The following is a 23,033-nucleotide window of genomic DNA, read 5'->3' as shown; positions in this document are numbered from 1 at the left end:
GCGCGCCCGCAGCCTCAAAAAACGATTTGCACCCCGGTCAATTCGTCGCTTCGCAGCATCGCCAGGGAACGCTTATATCTGATACGCGTTGCCAATCGGGCGACGGGAAAGGCGAAGGCGATGAATACCCACCAGCCGGACATCGATTTCGAGTATCACCGCATGGCGAAAGGGCCGAGCGACCGCATCGCGCTGGGTTTCGTCAAGGCACTGCGCTTTGTCGCCGACCGCTTTTTCCGCAAGCGCTATGGCCACCGCGCGGTCGTGCTGGAAACCGTTGCGGCTGTGCCCGGCATGGTAGGCGGCTTGTTGCAGCATTTGAGCTCCCTCCGCCGGATGCGTGACGATCAGGGCTGGATCCGCGACCTCCTCGACGAGGCCGAGAACGAACGCATGCATCTCATGACCTTCGTCAAGATCGCGCAGCCCAGCCTGTTCGAGCGGATCCTCATCATGATCGTCCAGGCGATCTTCTATAACGTCTACTTCTTCATCTACCTGTTCGCACCGCGCACGGCGCATCGCATCGTCGGCTATTTCGAGGAGGAGGCTGTCACCAGCTACACACGCTATCTCGAAGAGATCGACGCGGGCACGTTGGAGAACGTGCCGGCGCCGCAGATCGCCATCGATTACTGGGAGTTGCCGGCGGATGCGCGTTTGCGCGAGGTGGTGATCGCGGTCCGCGCCGACGAGGCCGGTCACCGCGACAAGAATCATCAATTTGCCGACGACTTCGATGCGGGCCGCCACCCTGGCCGTAGCGCTGACAACCATACCCGCGAGGACGACCGCTAGGCGCAGTCTGCGATCGGACCCCGCAATCGCCGAGGCGGCGGGAACGCCCCCGGATGCACTAGTCTGGCGAGACCTGGATCACCATTGTGCCGTCCTCCTGGGCAACGATCGGCACCACCTGATAGGTCAATGCGACAGTCTTGTTGTAGCTGCCGGCCAGTAATCTTTCCGTCTTGACGGTGAATCGAACGGTTTTCTTTTCGTTGAAGGCCAAAGCGGGAATGGTCTGTGACTGCGGCGTGATGGTGAGATTGCCGCGCGTCCCGCGATAGTCGTGATCCGGCGTCACCACGATATTCTGCAGCATGACGCATTCACAGAGCGCCCGCACGGTCATCTCGATGATTGTCGTATCGGTCGGCTCGAGACTCCGCTCTTCGGCTTCGTCCGGACTTTCATCGGAGATCATGCGCTGGGCATCGGTATCGATTTCGATATACCGGTTTGTCATGGCATTCGTCCTTTCCGTGTGAAAGGCCGCATCATACACGCTAAAATGGGTTTGTTGCCATCGCGCCGCGCGCAGGGGCGTCCTGACCGGAATGATACGGGTATTGCCGGAGGGCCCGCAGCCCTCAGCCACACTTCAGGCCATGGCGGACGAGGACATTGCCGAGCCGGCCTCCCCGCCAGTCCGGCCGGGCCGCGGATATTCGCCATCAGGCCGCGCTGTTGGCCACGGCAGGTGAAGTTGCCGGATCGGCTGGCGCGGCCGCGTTCTTATCGACGCGCCGCTTCTGGATGATCATGGCCGGGATTGCCCAGCCCAGCATCACCGCTGCGACAGCCAACATGCCGATCATGGTTTCGGTGACATTCTCGGGCACCGTAATTCCGCCGCCGGCAACGAAGGCGCAAGAATCGATCAGCCAGTGAAGGAATAGAACGGTCCACAGGGATCCTTCCGACTGGCGCACAAGGAAAAACACCAAACCAATGCAGGCAGCCATCAGACTTTGCACAAAGATCAATTCCGGCGGCATGGCCGAGAACAGCCCCAGCAGATGAACCGCCCCGAAGCTGACGGAGGTGATAACCGCGGTCGCCCAATAGCCCATTGGCGCGACGGCGCGATGGAGAACGCCCCGGAACACGGTTTCTTCGCCGATCGACACGAACAAGGCCATCAGCGACCAGCCGATCGCGGCGCTCACAGGGATTGTGAGGCCGTCTTGCAGCAGGGGCAGGGCGAGCAGCGCGGAAAGCGCAATGAGCGGCAGGCCGTAAATGATCGATCCTGGCCGGACAGAACCAGCCAGCCCGACCGCCCTTAGCCGGCCGAACAGGGCGGCAAGCCCGACAATGAAAGCGGCAAATACACCTTTGAGGAAGAGGTAAACCGCCAACAAGCCGCCGGCCCCCAGTAGCGCGACCGCCAGACCTCCGCCGATGATTTGCCAGGCGATCAAAGCGATGATCGCAATGATGGCGAGGAGGAGGGTGCGGCCATCGAAGGGGGAAGCGGACCGGGACATCTCAATCTCCTTCATTTGCTATTTGTGAATATCAATTCGCATTGATATAAAGCGAATATGAATTCACAAGTCAACCCGAATTCACCCAGAGTGATCGCGCCCACCCAGAAGCGTGGCCGCGACATGCAAGCCCGTCTCGTCCAGGCGACGCTCGAACTGCTTGAAAATCAGAGTTTTGAAGACATCGCGGTGGCGGACATCACGGGCCGGGCCGGCGTGGCGGTCGGCACCTTCTATCGCCGGTTTACCGCGAAAGAGGCATTGCTGCCGCTTCTGTACGAAGCCTATAACCAGCGCGTCGAAAAATGGTTTGGCGCCATGATGGCCGATCCGGCCTTCGATTCACCGGCGCGGGAAACGCGTATCCGCAGGGTGATCGAATACATCTTCCGCCTGTTCGAAGACAATCGCGGCCTCGTGCGGGCGCTGCATCTCAACAGCCGGATCGACAACCGGATCGTACCGGAAAACGCCAATCCGGCACGGCAAAGCGTTTATCGGACCATGGCAGACCTCGTATATCCGGAGGGTGCAAGCCCGGCACAGCGCCGGCGCGCCGACGCCATGGTCCTGATGGCGGTCAGCACGGCCATTGAATTTGTCCTCTACCCGCAGCAAACGCCGGCCGTCCTGCTCGACCTGGAACGCGACGAGGTAATCGACGCGCTGACCCGCTCCTCATCCGCCCTGTTCGCCGGCGGCTGACTTTTGCCAACGCCGAATTTCGCCTAAGCCAAAACCATGACCACACCTGCCGATATTCTCCGCTTCTGGTTCGAGGACACCGAGCCGAAGCTGCATTTCATTTCGACCCCGGAATTCGACGCCCAGATCCGCCGCCGGTTTGGCAAGGCCATTGAGGTCGAGGCGCGCCGGACGGACGGCGGCCGCCATCCCTGGCTGGAGACCGCCGAGGGCGGGCTGGCCCTGATTATCCTGTTCGATCAGTTCACGCGAAATGTCTGGCGGGGCTCCGGCAAGGCGTTCACCTTCGACCCGCTGGCCCGCGATATTGCGCGCGAAATGATCGACAAAGGACTGGACCGCGACGTGCCGGAGGCGCGCCGCGCCTTTATCTACATGCCCTTCATGCACTCCGAGAACGCCGCCGACCAGGAACTCGCCATCGAACTGTTCGCCGACAGAATGCCGCCAGGTAATGACAATTTGCATCACGCCCGCCTGCACCGCGACGTGATCGCCCGCTTCGGCCGCTTCCCTTATCGCAATGCGGCGCTGGGACGGGAATCGACACCGGAAGAGGCGGCCTATCTTGCAGGCGGCGGTTATGCGCCCGGATCAAAGCGCCCGGCAGAAAAGACCTGACGGCAAAGCTGGCCCGGGCCGGCGCGCAACGCCATCAGGCAAGTCATTGAAATTACATGTTTCAGTCGATTTCCGGGACTGGCGTGCGGCTTGCTTTGACTGGGGAAGAACCGCTTCGGAGCCTGATTGCCCATGATTACTTCTGCCCGCATCACCCCCGCCGACATGCTGTCGCTCGCCTTTCTTCTCGTCGACCGTCACGGCGCCAAGGCGGTGGGCTATGCCGATCTCGCGGTCGGTGAAATGGAAGAAGCCGGCGATGCCGAGCGGGCCGATGCCTGGCGCGCGCTGAAATCGGTGGTCGAGGACGCGCTCGCCGGCCGCCTCGAACGCGACATGAATGTGACACTTCACTAGTGTCCATTGCGGTTTTGATTACTGCCGCTTAACTGCGGGGCATGGCGACCTCCTTCAACTGGTCCGACATTCTTGACCGCGCCGGCCTGGCCGATCCGTTCGCGCCAGACACTAGCCGGCGGGCCGGACGTGCGGCATTCCGAAAGCTTGTTCCGATAATGGAATCGAGCGCCCCGCCGGTGTCCGACGTCAATGATTTGAGTGTCCCGGGCCCGGCCGGCGAAATCCCGGCGCGTCTGTACACGCCAGACGACGCCCTCGACGCCATGACGGTCTTCTACCATGGCGGCGGTTATGCTTTTGGCGATCTTGAAAGCCATCACCGGGTCGCCCAGCGCCTGTGCGCCGGTTCGCGCAGCCGCGTCCTGGCCGTCGATTACCGGTTGGCGCCGGAACATCCTTTCCCGGCCGCCTGGGAAGACGCCATTGCGGCGCTCGACTGGGCCGCGTCGGAAGCCCCCGGAAAGCTCGCCGTAGCCGGCGATTCCGCCGGTGGCGGCTTGGCCGCATGCGTAGCCCAGGCGCGCCGCGACAAGATCGATTTTCAGCTCCTGATCTACCCGCTGCTGCAACTCGCCGAGACTCGCAAGGTGAAGCCGAAAATGCTGCAAGGGCACATGCTATCGGCGCGCGCGCTCGACTGGATCCGCGAGGCTTATTGCGGCGACTGCGATCCGATGGATCCGCGCCTCTCGCCCCTCTTCGCCGACGATCTCGCGGGTCTGCCGGCGGCCTACATCGCCGCCGCCGAGCTCGATCCGCTGCTCGATGAAGGCCGGGCTTATCGCGACCGGTTGCTGGCCGCCGGTGTCGCGGTCGATTATCGCCTCGCCAAAGGCTTGCCGCACGGCTTCTTCAATCTCACCCGGGTGGCGCGCGGCGCCGAAGCCCAGTGCGATGCTGCTGCTGCGGCGCTTCACCGTGCGCTCACCTCATGAGCTTCCAACCGGAATCAGCCTTTGCGTTGCTCGGGGCCGACTTCGCCGACGCGGTGGACCCGGCCGGTTTTCCGGAACCGAAGCTGCGCTGGTGGAATGACCGCTGGGCACAAACCGTCGGGCTGGGCGATCTCACCCAGGCCGAAAAGCGCACCCATTTCGCCGGATTCGCGCCCTTGCAGGGCTATCCGCATCGCCCGCTGTCCATGCGCTATCACGGCCATCAATTCCGTCACTACAATCCGCAGATCGGCGATGGCCGCGGTTTCCTGTTCGCGCAGTTCCGCGACCCCGCCGGCCGGCTCCTGGATTTCGGCACCAAGGGGTCCGGTCAGACGCCCTGGTCGCGGACCGGCGATGGCCGTCTGACTCTGAAAGGCGCGGTCCGCGAAATTCTGGCCGCCGAGATGCTCGAAGCGCTCGGCGTTTACACCTCGAAAGCCTTCTGCGTCTTCGAAACCGGAGATCAGCTTCACCGTCATGACGAGCCGTCACCGGCGCGCGGCGCGGTTCTGACGCGCCTGCAGCACTCGCACGTCCGCTTCGGGACCTTCCAGCGTCATGCCTACGAACAGGCGGAGGACAGGTTAAACGTCCTCCTGGATCATGTTGCCGACGCCTATTATCCCGGGATAAGTCCGCTCACCGGTGCGGAGAAATCCCGAGCATTTCTCGACACCGTGACGGGCGCATCGGCACGTCTCGCCGCGCAATGGATGGCCGCCGGGTTCGTCCATGGCGTGCTCAATACGGACAATCTCAATGTCACCGGCGAGAGCTTCGATTACGGCCCCTGGCGGTTTTTGCCGACCTACAAGCCGGGCTTCACCGCGGCCTATTTCGACGAGACCGGCCTCTATGCTTATGCCCGCCAGCCCGAGGCGGTATTCTGGGCGCTTCAGCAGCTCGCCGTTTCCCTGCTGCCGATCGGCGAGCAGGACGCGCTGGTCGACGTTCTGAACACTTTCCCGGAACGATATACAGCTGAAATGACAAGGGCTTGGTGCCGACGGCTCGGTGTGGTCGAGCAGCCGGAGTCCGAAGCCATGGTGCGCGCCTTCATCGCCTTCTTGCACGCCAGCCAATTGCCGTTCGAAGCCGCGATCTTCGATCATTTCTGCGGCGACTTATCCCGCATCGCTGACGCGCCGCGCGACTATTCCGGTGCTGAATATGACGCCTTCCGCCAACTGTTTTCGGCGCACGCGCCCGATCGGCCTGAACGGCTCGCATACGCCTATTTCGAACGGCCGGATCCGGTGCACATGACCATCGACGTCATGGAGGCTGCCTGGGCGCCGGTGCACGAGAAAGACGACTGGACGGCGCTCAACACGCTGTTTTCCGAGATTGCGCAAGCCCGTTCAGGCTATGATCTGGGCCGCGACCGCCTGGGATTCCTGCCGGAGGAGACCGATTGAACCTGCCTCTCATCACAGCGCCGATTATGGAAAACTCCGACCTGGCACACGGATTCACGACCCGTGCCGGCGGCGTCTCCCTGGGCGCTTTCGAGAGCCTCAACCTCTCGCGGCGGGACGGCGATCCGGTTGAAAACGTGTTGGAAAATCGCGACCGGGCGCGGCGGGCCTTGGGATTGCAAACACTCGTGTTCGCGCGCCAGGTCCATGGCAATCGCGTGCGCATGGTCGGCCGCGCGCCGGAAGATGGCATCGCGGGCGAATGCGATGCGATGATCACCAATGTACGCGGTGTGGGACTGGTCGCCCAAACGGCCGATTGCGTGCCCCTGCTTTTGCATGATCCCGTCCAGAAGGCGGTCGCGGCGGTACATTCCGGCTGGCGCGGCACGGTCCGCGAGATCGCCCGCCAGGCCATTGATGCTCTGATGGTGGCCTACGGATCGCGGCCCGCAGACTTGCGTGCGGCCATCGGTCCGGCGATCGGACAGGAGAATTATCGCGTCGGCCCCGAAGTGCTGGAAGCCTTCATCGACCTGTTCGGGTCGCTCGACGGCCTGGCGGGACCGGTCGACGGGGCGGGAGGTGCGAAACTCAACAATACCGCTGCGGTACAGCGGCAATTGCTCGAAGCAGGCCTGGCGCCGGAAAACATCTGGGTTTCAGATGCTTGCACTTTTAACGATGACCGCTTCTTCTCGTGCCGGCGCGCCAGGGGCGGCGTATTCGGCGGGCAGGGCGGGGTGATCGGCCTGCTCTAGATCGCTCTAGATCGTCCGCCCGCCATTCATCTCCATCAGCATCCGGCGCAGCTTGCGCATGCCGCCGACCCAGCGCCCGCGATCGGCCGCCTTCTTGGCGAAGTGATCGGCCACCACCGGATGGGTCAGGATCAGAAACACATTGTTTTCAACACCATCGACAATGGTCTTGGCGGCATCGTCCGCCGTGATCATGCCGTCGACCGACGTCATCACCGAGGGCAGATCCTTGGTCATGTTGGTTTTCACATATTGCGGGCAGATCGCGTGCGCCTGGATGCCGTCATCGCCGTGCGTGATGCCGATCGATTCCGCCATCGAGATCGCCGCGGCTTTGGTCGCCGAATAGGCGGCATCGCCGATCTGCGCCAGCAATCCCGCGGCCGAGGCCGTGATCATGAAGGCGCCGCCGCCGCGCTTTGTCATGCCGGGAATCACATGACGCGCCGCATAAACCGACTGCATCACATTGATGTTCCAGGCTTTCTCCCAACTGGAATTGGGCGCGGTTCCGGCCCCGCCCAACGGACCGTCCGTATATCCGACGCCGGCATTGGCAAAGAAAATGTCGACGGGTCCGAGATCGCGTTCGACCTCGCCGATGAACACCGCGAGCTCGCCCTCATCGGCCACATTGACCCGTTTGCCGAAGCCGCCGCATGCGCGCGCCACGGCATCCGCCGCCTCGCCATCGAGATCGCAGCAGGCAACCTTGACGCCGCGCGCATGAAACTCGCGGGCCACAGCGGCACCGATCCCGCCGGCGCCACCGGTTACAAGGGCAATCTTGCCGTTCAGATCCATCGTCAGCCTCCCCATTGTGCGCTCACAATGAGCGTGAACCGGATCGAATGTCGAGGCATCGGCCCGCGCGATGACAGCGCTGCCTCACGCGAATGTGATTCCGGACCCCATGCGCACCGCATAATCTGCACGCCTTGGGGAGCGATGACATGAACAATTGGATGGTTCTGCTGCTGGCCGCGGGAATACTGACACCCGCCGCTCAGGCACAATCGGAATTGCTGCGGCCCGGCACGAACCAAAGCCAGGCTTTCACCGGTTTGTCGGACATCGCGCGCAACGCCGATGATGGCGATGTGTTCATTCTGGATCTGCCGACCGGCGAACAGCACGCGATTCTGTTCGACCGAACCGATTTTCAGTCATCGTCCAGCCGGGTCTGGGTTGGCCAGCTGGCGGGTCATGGCGAGCCCTATCGTGTCCTCATTACCGAGGGGCCGAATGCACTGTTCGGTTATGCCGTGACACCCGGCGGGGCCTGGCGGCTGGCGCCGGAGCATGCGGGAGGTCCATCTGGCTGGGTCCGCGACGCCGGCGTCATCGACGAACCGGGCAGTGACGCGCTGCCGCCGCCGGAACGCACCGTGGGGCTGCCGCACATCGATTTCGATGCGGCGCGGCTGCCTTTGACGACGTCCGCCGGGTCGAACGGAACCGTCGACATCGGCATTGTCTACACGGACGGCATGGTGAGCCTTTACGGGCTTGGTCTGATGACCCGCCTGCAACACCTCGTGAATATGCTCGACCAGGCGCTGATCGACAGCGATACGGGTTTGCGCGCCCGGCTCGTTGGCGCAACCCGTGTCCCGGGTCCCTGGAACGAATACACCTCGACCCTTGAATCCATTGACGATCTGTACGCCGGGGCAAGTTTCGGTCATCCGGGCAGCGAGCCTGACGTTTCCGGCGGCGCGTGCTCGGGCGGCCCGTCAGCCTGTAACAATGACGGCGATCTCTCGAGCCTTCTGGCGTGGCGCAACGCACTGGGCGCCGACATCGTTGTCATGCTGCGCCGCTACTGGCGGGCCCAGCAAACCTATTGCGGTGTCGCCTACGTGCCCGGTTTCGGCGGCGAAGGCGATATCGATCCGGCCGAAGACTGGGTACTCGGCGTGGCCGTTAGCGGAGACGGGCCCGACGGCAATGGCACGCCGGCCAATTGTGGCGATCTGACCTTCGCGCACGAGGTCGGCCACAATCTGGGCTCGACCCACAATGTCGAGAACACGACCAGCCCGGCGGTGTTTGACTTCTCTTACGGGCACCGTGTCGACTGCGGCCTTCGCACGATCATGGCCTATGATTCATCCCGGTCGGGCGTGACCTGTTCGGGCACCTATCCGAACGAGATCTGGCTGGCGCGTTTCTCAAATCCGGATCAATTCGACTGCGCCAATCAGGCCTGTGGCGTCGGCGGTGGGGGTGAACACATACCCGGTTCGCCCGGCGACGATATCTCGACGACTACCGACAATGCCCGGTCGATGCGCGAGGCGGGATACAATATCCGCGATTACCGGCCCACTGGCTTGCCCGTCCGCTCGGCGATTCTGCCTTACAGCCGAACGGTTGCCGCGGGAGCCGAGGCAACGGCCTTTGTCTCAATCGTCAATCCGGCCTCGACAGGCTCCACCGCTGAGGATTGCGGGCTCGAATTGCATGGCGCTGCCCTTGGCCAGTTCAGCGTCCGGCCGACCGATCCCGCGACCAACGCCCCTGTCGGGGCTGTCGGGGACCGCGTGGACATTCCGGCCGGCGAATTCCGCACTTTTGTGATCTCCCTGCGCCGCGGCACAAGCGAGAGCCATTCTGATCTGCGTATCGATACCGTCTGCACAAATCGCGCGCCGGCGCCGAGCGTCGCCGGGGTCAATACCTTCCGCTACACCTCGACGACCCTGTCGGTGCCAGACGTCGTCGCCCTGGCCGCGACGGCCAGCAATAACGGCATCGTCGAATTGCCGCCTGGCGGCGCGAATGCGTTCTCGGTGGCTACCGTCAATTTGCGGGCGCGCGGCACGGTCGTCGCGACTCCGGTTGCAGCGGCCAATCTGCCGCCGCTTCAGACGCTGGAAATCTGCCGCACCAATGCCACGACCGGCGCCTGCGAAACGACCCGCGCCGCCAGCCAATCCATGCTGATGGATACGAACGAAACGGCGACCTTCGCGGTATTCGTACGAAGCAGCTCCGGCGTGGCAAACGATCCCGCCGCCAACCGCGTCTTTGTGCATTTCCGCACGCCGGGTGGCCAGTCCGTCGGAGCCACAAGCGTGGCCGTCCGAACCTTGGCGCAATAAGCTTGGGTTAGCGTGGCCGCGTCCGCGCGATGATGTCGGATGCGCCTTGGCCAATCAGCTCAAGCGCAACCGCCCGCCCGAGCGCGCGCGGTGAACCGACCGATCCGTAGGCTTCCGCTCGCAACGCCGTCGCGCCGTCCAGATCGAGGACTTCGGCTTTCAGGTGGAGCCGATCGCCGTCCGCGGCGGCGTAAGCGGCAATCGGCGAATTGCAGTGCCCGTCCAGGACCCAGAGCACTTCGCGCTCGGCGTCCGCAGCGATCTGCGCCGGCACATCATTGATGGCAGTCAGCCGGTCACGGGTTTGCCAGTCATCGGCCGCACATTCGACGACGACGATGCCTTGAGTGGCGGCCGGCAGAAGTTCGTCGGTCTCGAAATGATGAGAAATCCGGTCCGCCAGTCCGACGCGGCGCAGGCCGGCTGCCGCCATCACAAGGCCATCGGCAGGCTCTGTTCTGCCGCCTTCCGGCAGATCCTGCCCCTTTCCGGCATCGAGCTTCCGGATGCGGCTGTCGGCAGCGCCGCGAAAATGGATGACCTCGACGCCTGGAAACCGGCGCCGCAATTGTGCCGCGCGCCTCACTGAATTGGTCCCCAGCCGGAAGCTCCCACCGTGGGCCGCATCAAACGTCTTGAAATCGAGACCCTTGCGTAAAACCAACGCATCACGCGCGTCCTCGCGCGGCCGGTAGGCACCGATGACCAGGCCGGGTGTCTCCTCATTGCCGGGCATGTCCTTGAGCGAATGCATCGCCATTTGGATATCACCCCGGCGCATCATGACGCGGATGCCGGCAACAAAGGCGCCACCTTTGCCGCCATGGACGAGCAGCTTGCTGGTCTGGTCGCGGTCGCCCAGCGTATCGTTCTCCGCGATATCGACCGACAACCCGGCATGGGCGGCTTCGAGCGCCTCGACGATCTCCCGCGTCTGCGCCAACGCCATCTTGCTTTTCCGCGTTCCGATTTTCATGGCGCCCACTACACCTGTTGAAGCTGGTGACCCCGGCAGGATTCGAACCTGCGACCCTCAGATTAGGAATCTGATGCTCTATCCTGCTGAGCTACGGGGTCACACGCGGTGTCTATGCAGCGTAGAATCAAAGAGCAATGGATCCCATTACCTTCGCGAGAAAACAATCGGATTTCTCGTCGACCGTAATGGCTCCCCGACTTTGGCACCTGGTGACCAATGCGATAGCGCGCTGACAGAGATGTCCCCAAACGGCTGACGTACTGTCACATCTCCCACTGCATACACCACGCCGAATGCAGCTCTCGTTTTGTCGGTGGTGTTCGCGAAGCTTCGGTGAAACGTCCATCCATAGTGAGCACTTATATCCCCAACTTCGTATGGCTCTGCGCGTTCGAGGAATGTTCGAAGTTTGGCATCGAGCAGCTGATTTGGAGCAAACACCAGACTTTCGCGCTCACTAGGATTAATTAAATGGCTTCCTTCGAAGAACGACAGTGTCCCCATTTCTACGGGGACTGGCTGCAAAGGAACCCAAATGCTTACGACATTGTCGGAGGCCAACGGAAGATGGAATTGATCTGCATGAGTTGGGGTACCGATTCCGGCAGGCTCCTTGAACATCGCTTGGTCGTGTGAGAGGCGAACGCTGTTTACCCCCAAAAGTTCTGCAGCAATGGAAGCCAAGCGACGGCATAAGGTAACCTGCCGAACGAACTCATCACATAACCATGCATGCATACAGTAGCGAAACGCCATTCCGTAATCGCTGGTCCTGCGAGACTTTCCGCCCTCAGAGACCAGCGGCAGCAGCCGAGAACGCAAAGCCGCAAGTGTTCCCTCGTTCAAGACGCTCTCAAGGTGGACAAAGCCGTGTCGGCGGAATGCTTTAATTTCCGAATCCTTGATGGGGTAGCGCCAACATAGTTCAGCAGCTTCCGCCGGGGCCTGCACAAGCAACTTCATATTCACCGCTATCGAAAAGTGTCCGCCAACGTCGAAGCTCTGGATTGAGTGAAGGTCCGAACGTGTCCTCAAGGCTCTCTACTGTAAACCGAGCAGCCTCTTCGATTTCAGGGCCAGATTCTTCAATAAGCGGATCGTGATGGAAAAAGAAGTTCAAATATCTTGCGCAAAATTCTTTGTATAATCGGGTGTTCAATACAAAGCAGTGGAACGCCTCCTCGACATCTGTCTTGAACATAGTGATCCACCGATCTTTAGTATTCATCGGGCTCAAAGAAATCCACTGCAAGAAAGCGTCGAGGAGTTCGTCGGCGCGCTCTTTCGACATCTCGGGATTATACCGCTGCATCGTCCAAGTGATCTGTGAGTAGTCGAATCCAATTTGCATCTCGTCGTAAAGCGGCTTGCCAAATTTGAGAACAGTGTCCTGGGCTACAACGGTCATACGATCCTCCTAAAAAGGTCGATTAATGCAGATGCCGCAGTTTCAATTGCGACAATCCACATGCAACCTCAGTTTGTCACATTTTCCTCCATTCTCAAAGATAAATCGGCCGCTTGTTCGGTGCCCCATCGGTACTCAACAACCCCGCCCGCACCCTAAGGCGCTGAACCGAAGCCCTTTCCGGCCGCTAGCGCACCGATTAGGAATCTGATGCTCTATCCTGCTGAGCTACGGGGTCTTCGCCCGCTCATACCGTCGACCTGTCCAAAGACAAAGTGGCAATGCGCAAAAAGTAGAGGAAATCATTATGGCGCCGGAAACCCTTGCCATTCGGTGCCGCTGGCCGGTGACGACGGAAACGCCTAGCCTGAGACGTGTAGGATATGTCGTGCATGTAAGCGAGGGGCTCGCGGTCGGATGATGAAGTTGCCGAAAAACCTGATCGCATTGGCCCTCGGGTCGGTAATGACGGCTCCGCTTGGCGCCGGCGATCTTGGCGCCGCAGTGTCACCCGCGACGCGGTCCGTGGCGTTGCCCGACGGGGGTTCTGCAACGGCCACGACGTTTGCCACTGTGATCAACAGGACGGATCAGGCGCTTGGCAATTGCGAGGTTGGTTTGCCCGGCCGGTTCCGCGATCTCGACCTCGATTTCGTCTGGACCGATCCGGCCACAAATGCCGTCATTCCCGGCAGTGAAAACACACCATTTTCGCTCGCACCGCGGGCGTCCCAATCGCTGGTGTTGGCGGTCACGGCGCATGAAGCCTTCGACGGCGTCATCCCGCCGGTTTTCGAGTGTGCAAGCGGCACCCCGGCGGATTCGATCTATGGCGTCAACACGTTCGAATTGGTTGTCTCGGAGACCGCCCCGACCGACATCCTCGCGATTGGCATTACCCTTCCCGACAATGACGGCGTCATTCGCATTGCCAGCGAGGGCGGCCGCCAGGCCATGGCGATCTCGGCGATCAATATCGGCGCTGCTGGCTTGGTCGAGGTCCGGCCGGTCGGGACGTATGGCCAAAATGCTCAGCTACCGGCCGAACTGACGGTCTGCGAAACCGATGAAATGGGCCAATGCCTGGCTACACCCGCGTCGAACGTTTTCAGGTATTTTGGCGCCAGCGGCATCGCAACCTTCGCGGTCTTTGCTCAGGCTCATACAGGCCGCGCCATTCCGCTGGCACCCGGCACCAACCGGGTCGAAGTCCAATTTCGCGTGGCTGGCGAACTGGCGGCGACCACAAGTGCGGCCATCACCGCACCCGGTCCGGATTACCGGATCGGCAGCCGTGACGCTTTGCGACTAGCCCAGCAGGCGAGTTTTGGCGCGAACCAGGCGCTGATCGAAGACATTCGGCGGTCGGGCATTGAGGATTGGATCGATCGCCAGCTGGATATGACGACATCGAGTTACGCCGACCTTGCAGCGGAAGCCGTACCGGTGAATTTCTGTGACAACATGCCCGACAGCTGTTTCCGCGATCATTTCACGGCGATCCGATTGCAAAACCGCTTTTTCCAGAATGCCTTGCAGAAAGACGATCAATTACGCCAGCGAGTCGCATGGGCCCTTTCCCAGATCCTCGTCGTTTCAGAACACGGCGTACCGCTCAACTACGCCCTGGCAGACTATAACGGCATGCTGCTCGACAATGCGTTCGGCAACTATCGCGACCTCCTTGAGGGCGTCGCGCGCTCGCCGGTCATGGGCACCTATCTGGATATGGTGAATTCGCGCGCGATTGCGCCAAACGAGAATTTTCCGCGCGAACTGCTTCAGCTTTTTGCGTTGGGAGAGGTGCGCCTTAATCGCGATGGAACTCCGCAGCTCGACGGGTCCGGCCGCGCCATACCGGCCTACACCGAGGAAGACGTACTTGAACTATCGCGGGCGTTGACAGGCTGGGTCTATCCATCAGCGGGCAATTTCATTCCGTCCTTCAACAATCCGCCAAATTTCTCAGGCGATATGGAGCCGGTTCCGTCCGAGCATGACAGCGGCCCGAAGACCTTCCTCGGCGCCGGTATGGCCAGCGGCCAGGGCGCTGACGCAGATCTCGAACAGGCCATCGACATCATTTTCGCCCATCCGAACGTACCGCCCTTCATTTCCCGTCAGCTGATCCAGCATCTGGTGACATCCAATCCATCACCGGCCTATGTCGACCGGATCGCCGCCGTTTTCGAGGATAATGGCCGCGGGGTCAGGGGCGATTTGCGAGCTGTCGTGCGCGCCATCCTGTTGGATACGGAAGCGCGCAATGAAGATGCCGATCCGGCACGGGCGGGCAAATTGCGGGAACCCGTCTTGCTGATGACGTCGCTGATGCGCTTGATCGGCGCGACATCCGACGGATTCGCCTTCCTTTTGCGCATGGACGCGCTCGGCCAGGTACCGTTCGAAAGCCCGTCCGTTTTCAATTTCTATCCGCCAGACTTCGCGCTTGCGGGTTCCGATGAACTCGTCAGCCCGCCGCATGGCGTGATGAATATCAGTACGACCGTCGACCGGCACAATCTCATCTATGACTGGACTTACGGCAACAAGGGCAATCGCTGGGACTGGCGGGCAATAACAGAAATTCCGTCTTCGACCGGCAGTTCCATTGACTGGTCGTCCTGGGGACGCCTCGCCTACGATCCGGACCGGTTGCTGGATACGCTGGACGAGCTCGCCCTGGAGGAAGACCTCACGGGCGAGCAGCGAAACGCGATCATCGGCGCGATGAGTGCGGAAACCTATTGGGGCGATCCGCTCATTGAATCGCAGCTTCGCGCAAGGTTGGCGATTTATCTCGTCGCATCATCGCCGCAGTTCCAGATCGATCACTAGGAGACCGCCATGCCTGTCAGCCGCCGCGAAGCGCTCCGCCTGGTCGCCGGGTCCGGACTGGCCGCCTTCATGCCCGCCATGGCGCGTGCGCAAACGATTGGCGGCGGTTCCGGTTACAAGGCGATCGTCACGCTGTTCCTGTTCGGCGGCAATGATTCCAACAACATGATCGTGCCGACCGATGCCAGTTTCGCGGATTACCAACAGGCGCGCGGCGGCGCGCTCGCGCTTGAACAATCGTCCCTGGCCAGCCTCCAGGGCACGGACTACGGCCTTCATCCGTCGCTCGCACCCTTGCAGAACATCTGGAATGAGGGCGCGCTGAACTGGGTGTTCAACACCGGCCCTCTCCTGCAACCTCTAACGCGCGGACAATTCGAGGCTCGCCCGGACCTTAGGCCCGCCAACCTGTTTTCGCACGATGCCCAGCAAAATCTCTGGCAGACGGCAGGCACCACGCGCGAATTGCCGACCGGCTGGATGGGGCGCGTCGGTGACCATCTGGTTGATGCCGGCCTGCAGGCACCGTCTATTTCGCTCGCCGGCGCGCAGCGCGCGATGATCGGTGAGCGTAACAATCCGCTATTGCTCTCCAGCGCCAATCTGCGCCGGTCCGGATATGATCCGTCGAGCGCGGCCGCCGACGATATCGCACGACGCCATGCGGTCGACGTGATGCTGGCGGCAACCCAAAATTCCGATCTTGGAACGATTACCCGCGACATTATGCAGGGCGATTTCGACGCCGGAGCACAGCTCGACGGCATTCTGAATGGCGACGGGTCCGCCGTGACCGCTGCCTTTGTAGATCCTGACAACAATGCCGTCACGGGGAGTCTGGCTGACCAGCTCAAGCGGGTTGCGAGGCTGATTGAGGGTCGCGGCGTCTTGAATGCGACCCGGCAGACTTTCATGGTTTCAACCGGTGGATTCGACAATCATCGCAGCCAGGCCGGGACGCATTCCGGATTGCTCGCCAATGTCGGGCGCTGCGTCTATGCCTTCTACAACACGATGAAAGCGCTTGGAGTCGAAAACGATGTGGCGCTGTTCACCATGTCCGACTTCAACCGCGTGTTCTCGGGCAATGGCTCGGCGGGGTCTGACCATGCTTGGGGATCGCACCATTTCGTGGTGTCCGGCGCCGTGCGGCCAAGTCAGATGCTTGGCCATTTCCCGGACCTGGCCCTTGCCGGCCCTGACGACTCCCGCGACGACGGCCGCTGGATTCCAACCACGGCCATCGAGGAATATGCCGGCGCATTCGTGCGATGGCTCGGCGTGGCGGACGTGGATATGCCCTATGTTTTCCCCAACTGGTCGACCTGGAATGGCGGTGGCCGCGGCCCGATCGGCTTGTTTGCGTGAACGCTCCCGGACTCGACTTTAAGGCGAGTTAACGGTTAACTGCGGTCCATGCTTCGCGCAATCCTATCGCTGTGCCTGTTCGTTTCAATTGCGTCAGATGCGCACTCGCAATCCGGCACGGCGCGTCGGATCGACGATTGGGGTATCATTTCACTTCAGCCGGGATCCGGTGAGGCCGTCGCCCTGCGGCTGTCCGGCGTACATTTACCGCGACCGGATGCACCGGGCCACGGTATTGCCATGGACGCGCTGAATACCAGCCTTGCACAGGCGGGGACCGTCACGCTCCTTCCTCTTGAGGGGTCTGTTGATCGCTTTGGCCATCTGCTTGCCGATCTTGAAATCGGCAATACAACACTGGCAACGGAACTTGTGCGCGACGGATATGCCATGGCGTATTCATGGCGAGGCGAGACACAGCGTGCCGAGCAATTCCTCCGTCTGGAAGATGAAGCCCGGACAGCCGGGCGCGGACTTTGGGGAACGGGCGATTTCGCTATCCGCGGCGCTGAGCCGAACCGGCTCGCGCTCGACCTTGAAACCGTCCAGATCGTCGAAGGACGCGTCATATCCGTCGGGGATATGACCGATCGCGTCTATCTTAATTTCGGTTTCGACTATCGGACCGATTTCACCGTTTCCGTCGCACGCGAACACATTCAGGAATTCGCGGAATCGGGACTGGACCTGACCTCGCTTGAAGGCCGCATCGTCCGCGTGCGTGGCTGGCTACAGGCGATCAATGGACCGTCGATGAGTCTCGATCATCCCGAGCGGATCGAGGTGCTGACGCCAATCGTGGCGGCCGACTAGATAAGGCCGGCGGCTTCAGGATCGCCGAAACGCTTGGACAGCGACTTCTTCAGCTTCGTCAGCGCCTGGTGCTCGATCTGCCTCACGCGCTCTTTGGAGATGCCGAGCCGGATACCCAACGCTTCCAGCGTCACAACGTCTTCGCCAAGCTTGCGTTCGCGGATGATAAGCTGCTCGCGGTCTGTGAGGGCCTCCATGGCCTCATAAAGCCATTTCCCGCGCTTTTCTGCATCATGCGAGGCCATCACCGCTTCTTCCGGCGCGGGACGATCGTCTTCGAGCAGATCTTGCCATTCGCCGTCGCCGTCTTCCGTGAAGGGCGCATTCAGCGAGCGATCCGAGGCCGCCAGGCGCGACGACATCTTCTCGACATCCTTCTCGGGTACGCGCAGGGCTTTTGCCGTCTTGGCGCGATTCTCCGCACTCATTTCTCCGCCATTGATATCGTTGATCATGGCGCGGACGCGGCGGAGATTGAAGAAAAGCGTTTTCTGAGCAGAGGTTGTGCCGGTCCGGACAATCGACCAGTTGCGCAGGACATAGTCCTGGATCGAAGAACGGATCCACCAGGCCGCATAGGTTGAAAACCGGACTTCCCGCTCGGGCTCGAACCGGGCCGCCGCCTGCATGAGGCCGACATTGCCTTCCTGGACGAGGTCGGCAAAGGGCAGGCCGTATTTCCGGAATTTCGAGGCGATCGCGATCACCAGCCGCATATAGGCCTGGGTCAGCGCATGGAGCGCTTGTTCATCGCCATCATCGCGCCATTTGATTGCAAGCGTTTGTTCTTCCTCGCGCTCCAGAAGCGGTGCATCCATAGCGGTTCGTAGGAAAGCCCGGTCCGGATCGGCGGAGCGGGTGCGCGCGGTGGGGTTCGATGCCTGTGCCATGACCCTGAGTACGCGCACGGGACGCGACCGGTTCACCTGCCATTCATAAAAAAGCACCCGGCGCAAAGGCCGGGTGCTTCAGAGCTTATCTATTGCGCACGGGAGGCGTCAGGCCGCCTTCTTCAACAGTGTCTTCGACAGCATGTCGCGCGCCGCGTCGTGTTCGATCTTCTCGACGGCGGCAACTTCACGCACCATGCGGTCGATCGCCGATTCATAAAGCTGGCGCTCCGAGTAGGATTGCTCGGGTTGATCTTCGGCACGATGCAGATCGCGCACGACCTCGGCAATCGAGATCAGATCACCGGAATTGATCTTCGCCTCATACTCTTGGGCGCGGCGGCTCCACATCGTCCGCTTCACCTTGGCCTTGCCCTTCAGGGTCTTCAGCGCATCCTTGACGATGCGGTCAGAGGACAGCGGGCGCATGCCGGACGTCTCCGCCTTGGCGGTCGGAACGCGCAGCACCATTTTGTCTTGTTCGAAGGTCACGACATAGACTTCGATATCAAAGCCCGCGACCGTATCTTTTTCCACGCCAACCACGCGGCCGACGCCGTGCGCCGGATACACAATATAGTCGCCCTTTTTGTAAGAGCGGTTGTCATTCGCTGTTTTTTTGCTCATGGACACTCTCGACTGGACAGGGAAAAGGCACACAGCTCCGCCGCCTTTGAAGACCGCTTTTTCAAATAAAGTGGCCCTCAAAAGGGTGTGTGTCCTTCTCCCCCGGAAAACGGGCGAGCTCTCCGCTTCGCCCAACGCCCGCATTCTATATCATAATTTTTGGTTAAAAACAATTCGTTGCCGGACGAATAGTTTAGGAACCCTTGCCGGGCTTCTCGGAAAAATACTTCTCGAACTTGCCGGTTTCCGTTTCGAATGCCTCGGCATCTGCCGGCGCATCGACCTTGACCGTGATGTTCGGCCAGATCTCTGCGAACTTCGAATTGATCGCCAGCCATTTGCCATCCGGATCGTCCTCGGTATCCGGCTTGATCGCCTCGACAGGGCATTCGGGTTCGCACACACCGCAATCGATGCACTCGTCCGGGTGAATGACCAGAAAATTCTCGCCCTCGTAGAAGCAATCGACCGGGCAGACCTCGACACAATCGGTGTATTTGCAGCGCACACAGGCGTCGGTGACAATGTACGTCATCGAATTTCCGTTCCCGAGGAGTGTTCAGCGGAGACCGCGGACATGTGCCGCCGAGGCTGGATTGTCAACTTTTCCGGGCTGCGGCTTCTGCGCGCGAGCGCGCCAGAACCCGCTCGCGGTCGTCAACGGCCAGAAGTGGCGCCACGCGGCGGATAAAGGAATCCTCGAACGGCGATTTTTCGCCATCTGCCATCGCGACCGACCAGAGGTGTTCGATCAAGGCCACGCGTTCGCCCTTGGGCAGGCAGGCCTTCACCACCTTCGTAAACTGGTGATGATCGTGCGCATTGTTCGCGAGATCCTCGGCTTTCGCCTGCATGTCGGATGCCGCATCTGCTTCGAGATTGAAAGCCGACTGCAGGATGGATCGAATCCGGTCGGCTTCGACATCGGCGTAGATTCCGTCCGCCAGCGCGGCCTCGACCAGAAGGGCGGCCGCCGCGACATGCGGGTCGAGCTCAGACCTGGGCTCGGCGCCTTCGCGGCCCAGCATCATCTTCTTGATGGCGTCAAACATTCTCGGACTTCTCCTCGCCGTGCAAATCGTAGAGCTGACGGGCCTCGCTCGCTGGACCCCGCCGTTCCCCGACCGCCAGGATTGTCAATCGGACAATCCGGTTTCGCAAGGGGAAGGTCAAGAAATCACCCGGGCGCACAAGGCTGGACGCTTTCTCGATGCGTCGTGGCCGTTCACCCGCTCCGATCCGGATGCGCCCCTTGCCAACCAAGGCGGTGGCCAGGCCGCGCGTCTTCACAAAGCGGGCCCGCCACAGCCAGACATCGATCCGAACCGGCTCGCGATCGGTCATTTCGTGACCTTGCGTCGCGGTTTCCGCCTTGGGCGCGATGCCGGCAGGCTGGATTTCAGATCTGCGAGCGCCGCAAACGGCGTGTCAGCCAGCTTGGGAGCTTCCGGAGCGGCTTTGCGGCGTTTTGGCAGACGACGACGCGCCCAACGCTCGCCCTGCGCTTTCTCCGGATCTGGTCCCCTTTTGACGCGCCGGAAGCCGAGCGCGTTCAAAACACCGCGGAGATCCTGAACGGAGCAGCCCAGCAGGCTCGTCATCGAGGGGGAAAGCTCGAACTGGCCCTTTGATCCGGCATCGCGTGCGTCGCGGATCGTATCTGCTAGCCGTTCCAGCATGTCGATGCGAACGGCACGTGGACCGCAGGCCTGAAATCCGGCGGCCGCGAAATCGCCGGCATCGAACCGGCTATCGATCGGTACACTCATCAGCCCCGGCGCCGGGAGGAACAGGCGGTCTGGCATTTCGGCCTGCACCGCACGCAAAAGCGCGGCGAGGCCAGCAGGCTCAGGCTTGATCATGGCCGGCAGAAAAACCGAGAACTCACCGATTCTTACGCCGAGCTGGCGCAGGGCGCGCCGTTCCTTCGGCGAAAGCGCGCGAATCTCGTCTTCGGCATCGCGCCGCGCCAGCGCCCCGCCGTTTTCCGCGAGGCGGAACGCCAGCCCGCGCGCCAAGCCCGACAGCTCGCCAGCGTGATCCTCGTTGAGAAGTGTCACCAGAGGTGCAAGTTTGCGGGCGATCTGCTCGTGAATGCGGGCTTGCACATTCAGGCGCGCACGCTCGCGGGCATCGCTCGAAGCCAACTCGCCACCTTGCAGCGCGATGTCAGGCCGGTGTGGGGCCGGGCCCGGTGCCAACCGCGCTACACGCCAGTCATTCCATTGGATAACGCCATCCCGCTTGATGATGAGATCGTCAGCTGGCACCTTCGCCAACGCGCCGAGCCTTCGGTTGATTTCGGGGCGGAGCGCCTTCTCGGCGGCCTGGCGCAGGGCACGGGCTTCCAATGCAGAGCCTTCGGCATCCGCGCGGAAGACCAGCCCGTCGAGAGCCCCAACCGTATGGCCTTCCACGGTCACGGCGCCGTCGGCAGAGAAGTCCGTTTCGAGCACCTTGTCCGCGCGCAACCCTTTAACGAGCGCCGCTGTGCGCCGGTCGACAAATCGTTGAGTCAGATGGTCATGAAGCGCGTCGGAGAGCCGGTCCTCGACGTCCCGCGCCCGTTCGCGCCAGACATCGGCTTCCTCGGCCCAGTCACCACGATGCGAAACATAAGCCCAGGTCCGGACCTGAGCGAGCCGCTGCGAAAGCACGTGTACGTCGCCGCTCGTCTTGTCGAGGCGGTCGAATTGCGCCGCCATGGCGTCGTTCGGAATGCGGCCATTCGGACTGCGCAGATGCGTCAGAATCTGTCGGACCAGGCGGACATGCGCGTCAAGTGACACTTTGCGGAAGTCCGGGATCCGGCAAACATCCCAAAGCAGCGACGTTCCCGCAGGACTGCGGCCCAGGTCCTGAATGGCTGTATCCTTGGCGAGCACGGCAAGAGACAATTCGTCTATCGTTTCACGCGTCCGGCGGAGCACGGGATCGCGCGATGGCCGAGACAGGCTCGACATCAGCCCCTCCAGCGACCGCAGATCCAGCGCGCTGTTGCGCCACTGGATCTGGTCAATCGGCATGAAAGCGTGGTTTTCGACCGCTGCGATGAGCTCGCTTTCAAACGGTCGTACCTGACCTGTCTCGCCGAACGTGCCATCTTGCCGGAACCGGCCGGCTCGCCCGGCAATTTGACCGATTTCGTGCGGAAACAGGGCGCGCCGTCGCCGGCCGTCGAACTTTTCGCGCTCGGCAAACGCAACGTGCTCGACATCCATGTTGAGCCCCATGCCGATGGCATCGGTTGCGATCAGATAATCGACCTCGCCCGACTGGTAGAGTTCGACTTGAGCATTCCGGGTGCGCGGGCTCAAAGCTCCCATCACCACGGCTGAGCCACCCCGCTGACGCCGCATCAGCTCTGCCAGCGCGTAGACACTGTCCGACGAGAACGCGACGATGGCGGAGCGCCGCGGCAATCGGGCAAGCTTGCCGGGCCCGGCATAGCTTAGCGTTGAAAAGCGCTCGCGCGTTATGATGTCGGCGTCAGGCACGAGATGCTGCACCACCGGGCGCATCGTGCCGGCACCGAGCAACATCGTCTCTTCGGTTCCCCGGGCATGCAGGAGCCGGTCCGTGAAAACGTGCCCTCGCTCGGGATCCGCAGCGAGCTGAATTTCATCGACGGCCACAAAGGCCGCTTCGAAGCTCAACGGCATCGCTTCGACAGTGCAGATGAAATAGCGCGCGCCCGGCGGCACGATCTTCTCTTCGCCGGTGACCAGCGCCGTGGCGCGATAGCCCTTTTCCTTCACCACCCGGTCGTAAATCTCGCGCGCCAGCAACCGCAGCGGCAGCCCGATCATGCCTGACCGGCGCGCCAGCATGCGTTCGACAGCAAGATGCGTCTTACCCGTGTTGGTCGGACCGAGGACGGCGGTGAGCGGACGATAGGCGATCATGCCGCCATATAGCGGCATTTGG

General features: G+C 61.7%; 23 protein-coding genes and 1 tRNA gene. 11 read left to right on the top strand and 13 right to left on the bottom strand.

All coding sequences use genetic code 11. The features are described from left to right. The first annotated feature begins 120 nt into the window (after window positions 1-120). Entirely contained in the window at window positions 121-798 is a 678-nt protein-coding gene (locus ACO08C_RS04750) for an alternative oxidase (RefSeq protein WP_421787934.1), read from the top strand. Window positions 799-856: 58 nt separating this feature from the next. Here ACO08C_RS04750 and ACO08C_RS04745 read toward each other — a convergent pair whose 3' ends face one another. Both ACO08C_RS04745 and ACO08C_RS04740 read right to left on the bottom strand, forming a co-directional pair. Next, window positions 857-1,249 (bottom strand): hypothetical protein, encoded by a 393-nt coding sequence (locus ACO08C_RS04745; protein WP_421787932.1) that lies wholly within the window; start codon window positions 1,247-1,249, stop codon window positions 857-859. 208 nt (window positions 1,250-1,457) lie between these two features. Continuing rightward, complete coding sequence (locus ACO08C_RS04740) at window positions 1,458-2,273, bottom strand: CPBP family intramembrane glutamic endopeptidase (RefSeq protein WP_421787930.1); 816 nt, start codon at window positions 2,271-2,273, stop codon at window positions 1,458-1,460. A gap of 57 nt (window positions 2,274-2,330) precedes the next feature. Here ACO08C_RS04740 and ACO08C_RS04735 point away from each other — a divergent pair, with 57 nt between their 5' ends. From ACO08C_RS04735 to pgeF, 6 genes are all read left to right on the top strand, one after another. After that, the gene (locus ACO08C_RS04735; RefSeq protein ID WP_421787928.1) at window positions 2,331-2,978 is read left to right on the top strand and encodes a TetR/AcrR family transcriptional regulator; all 648 of its coding nucleotides are present in this window, start codon (window positions 2,331-2,333) and stop codon (window positions 2,976-2,978) included. 36 nt (window positions 2,979-3,014) lie between these two features. Beyond that, a complete protein-coding gene (locus ACO08C_RS04730; protein WP_421787926.1) occupies window positions 3,015-3,599 on the top strand; it encodes a DUF924 family protein in 585 nt (194 codons plus the stop codon). Window positions 3,600-3,731: 132 nt separating this feature from the next. Beyond that, the gene (locus ACO08C_RS04725; RefSeq protein ID WP_421787924.1) at window positions 3,732-3,956 is read left to right on the top strand and encodes a hypothetical protein; all 225 of its coding nucleotides are present in this window, start codon (window positions 3,732-3,734) and stop codon (window positions 3,954-3,956) included. 41 nt (window positions 3,957-3,997) lie between these two features. Next, window positions 3,998-4,894 (top strand): alpha/beta hydrolase, encoded by an 897-nt coding sequence (locus tag ACO08C_RS04720; protein WP_421787922.1) that lies wholly within the window; start codon window positions 3,998-4,000, stop codon window positions 4,892-4,894. Continuing rightward, entirely contained in the window at window positions 4,891-6,315 is a 1,425-nt protein-coding gene (locus ACO08C_RS04715; RefSeq protein WP_421787920.1) for a protein adenylyltransferase SelO family protein, read from the top strand. The genes ACO08C_RS04720 and ACO08C_RS04715 overlap by 4 nt, the downstream gene beginning before the upstream one ends. After that, on the top strand, window positions 6,312-7,076 hold the full coding sequence (gene pgeF / locus ACO08C_RS04710; RefSeq protein WP_421787918.1) for a peptidoglycan editing factor PgeF: 765 nt from the start codon (window positions 6,312-6,314) through the stop codon (window positions 7,074-7,076). The genes ACO08C_RS04715 and pgeF overlap by 4 nt, the downstream gene beginning before the upstream one ends. A gap of 6 nt (window positions 7,077-7,082) precedes the next feature. Here the strand turns inward: pgeF and ACO08C_RS04705 are convergent, their stop codons facing one another. Continuing rightward, window positions 7,083-7,880, bottom strand: coding sequence for an SDR family NAD(P)-dependent oxidoreductase (locus ACO08C_RS04705; protein WP_421787916.1), 798 nt, complete (start codon window positions 7,878-7,880; stop codon window positions 7,083-7,085). Window positions 7,881-8,029: 149 nt separating this feature from the next. Between ACO08C_RS04705 and ACO08C_RS04700 the strand changes: the two genes are divergently transcribed. Continuing rightward, complete coding sequence (locus ACO08C_RS04700) at window positions 8,030-10,183, top strand: M12 family metallo-peptidase (RefSeq protein ID WP_421787914.1); 2,154 nt, start codon at window positions 8,030-8,032, stop codon at window positions 10,181-10,183. 7 nt (window positions 10,184-10,190) lie between these two features. Here the strand turns inward: ACO08C_RS04700 and hemC are convergent, their stop codons facing one another. The 4 genes from hemC to ACO08C_RS04680 form a co-directional block, all read right to left on the bottom strand. Beyond that, a complete protein-coding gene (hemC, locus tag ACO08C_RS04695; RefSeq protein ID WP_421787912.1) occupies window positions 10,191-11,159 on the bottom strand; it encodes a hydroxymethylbilane synthase in 969 nt (322 codons plus the stop codon). Between the two features lie 24 nt (window positions 11,160-11,183). Continuing rightward, window positions 11,184-11,260: transfer RNA gene (locus ACO08C_RS04690), tRNA-Arg, on the bottom strand. Between the two features lie 46 nt (window positions 11,261-11,306). Beyond that, window positions 11,307-12,125, bottom strand: coding sequence for a phytanoyl-CoA dioxygenase family protein (locus tag ACO08C_RS04685; protein ID WP_421787910.1), 819 nt, complete (start codon window positions 12,123-12,125; stop codon window positions 11,307-11,309). Further along, window positions 12,088-12,570 carry a hypothetical protein gene (locus tag ACO08C_RS04680; RefSeq protein WP_421787909.1) on the bottom strand — a complete coding sequence of 161 codons (483 nt, stop codon included), beginning with the start codon at window positions 12,568-12,570 and terminating at the stop codon, window positions 12,088-12,090. The genes ACO08C_RS04685 and ACO08C_RS04680 overlap by 38 nt, the downstream gene beginning before the upstream one ends. 417 nt (window positions 12,571-12,987) lie before the next feature. On the opposite strand from ACO08C_RS04680, the gene ACO08C_RS04675 reads away from it, so the two are divergent. Genes ACO08C_RS04675 through ACO08C_RS04665 form a run of 3 tightly spaced genes read left to right on the top strand, consistent with a single transcriptional unit; the run spans window position 12,988 to window position 17,589 of the window. Continuing rightward, window positions 12,988-15,408 carry a DUF1800 domain-containing protein gene (locus ACO08C_RS04675; protein WP_421787907.1) on the top strand — a complete coding sequence of 807 codons (2,421 nt, stop codon included), beginning with the start codon at window positions 12,988-12,990 and terminating at the stop codon, window positions 15,406-15,408. A 9-nt stretch (window positions 15,409-15,417) separates the two neighbouring features. Beyond that, a complete protein-coding gene (locus ACO08C_RS04670) occupies window positions 15,418-16,776 on the top strand; it encodes a DUF1501 domain-containing protein (RefSeq protein ID WP_421787905.1) in 1,359 nt (452 codons plus the stop codon). Window positions 16,777-16,824: 48 nt separating this feature from the next. Further along, on the top strand, window positions 16,825-17,589 hold the full coding sequence (locus tag ACO08C_RS04665) for a thermonuclease family protein (protein ID WP_421787903.1): 765 nt from the start codon (window positions 16,825-16,827) through the stop codon (window positions 17,587-17,589). Here ACO08C_RS04665 and ACO08C_RS04660 read toward each other — a convergent pair. The 6 genes from ACO08C_RS04660 to ACO08C_RS04635 all read right to left on the bottom strand — a co-directional run bounded on the left by ACO08C_RS04660 (window position 17,586) and on the right by ACO08C_RS04635 (window position 23,029). Next, window positions 17,586-18,479, bottom strand: a complete 894-nt coding sequence (locus tag ACO08C_RS04660; RefSeq protein ID WP_421787901.1) for an RNA polymerase factor sigma-32 — start codon at window positions 18,477-18,479, stop codon at window positions 17,586-17,588. The two genes, ACO08C_RS04665 and ACO08C_RS04660, sit on opposite strands and share 4 nt — an antisense overlap. 108 nt (window positions 18,480-18,587) lie before the next feature. Beyond that, window positions 18,588-19,106 (bottom strand): CarD family transcriptional regulator, encoded by a 519-nt coding sequence (locus ACO08C_RS04655; protein WP_421787899.1) that lies wholly within the window; start codon window positions 19,104-19,106, stop codon window positions 18,588-18,590. A 193-nt stretch (window positions 19,107-19,299) separates the two neighbouring features. Next, the gene (gene fdxA / locus ACO08C_RS04650; protein WP_421787897.1) at window positions 19,300-19,641 is read right to left on the bottom strand and encodes a ferredoxin FdxA; all 342 of its coding nucleotides are present in this window, start codon (window positions 19,639-19,641) and stop codon (window positions 19,300-19,302) included. 64 nt (window positions 19,642-19,705) lie between these two features. Beyond that, window positions 19,706-20,158, bottom strand: coding sequence for a TerB family tellurite resistance protein (locus ACO08C_RS04645; protein ID WP_421787895.1), 453 nt, complete (start codon window positions 20,156-20,158; stop codon window positions 19,706-19,708). Continuing rightward, complete coding sequence (locus tag ACO08C_RS04640; protein ID WP_421787893.1) at window positions 20,151-20,450, bottom strand: RNA-binding S4 domain-containing protein; 300 nt, start codon at window positions 20,448-20,450, stop codon at window positions 20,151-20,153. The genes ACO08C_RS04645 and ACO08C_RS04640 overlap by 8 nt, the downstream gene beginning before the upstream one ends. Next, window positions 20,447-23,029 carry a helicase-related protein gene (locus ACO08C_RS04635; RefSeq protein WP_421787891.1) on the bottom strand — a complete coding sequence of 861 codons (2,583 nt, stop codon included), beginning with the start codon at window positions 23,027-23,029 and terminating at the stop codon, window positions 20,447-20,449. The genes ACO08C_RS04640 and ACO08C_RS04635 overlap by 4 nt, the downstream gene beginning before the upstream one ends. Between the last annotated feature and the right edge of the window lie 4 nt (window positions 23,030-23,033).

It is taken from the genome of Hyphobacterium sp., assembly GCF_965229905.1.
GTDB lineage: Bacteria > Pseudomonadota > Alphaproteobacteria > Caulobacterales > Maricaulaceae > Hyphobacterium.
This window is presented reverse-complemented; position numbering and strand designations above follow the sequence as displayed.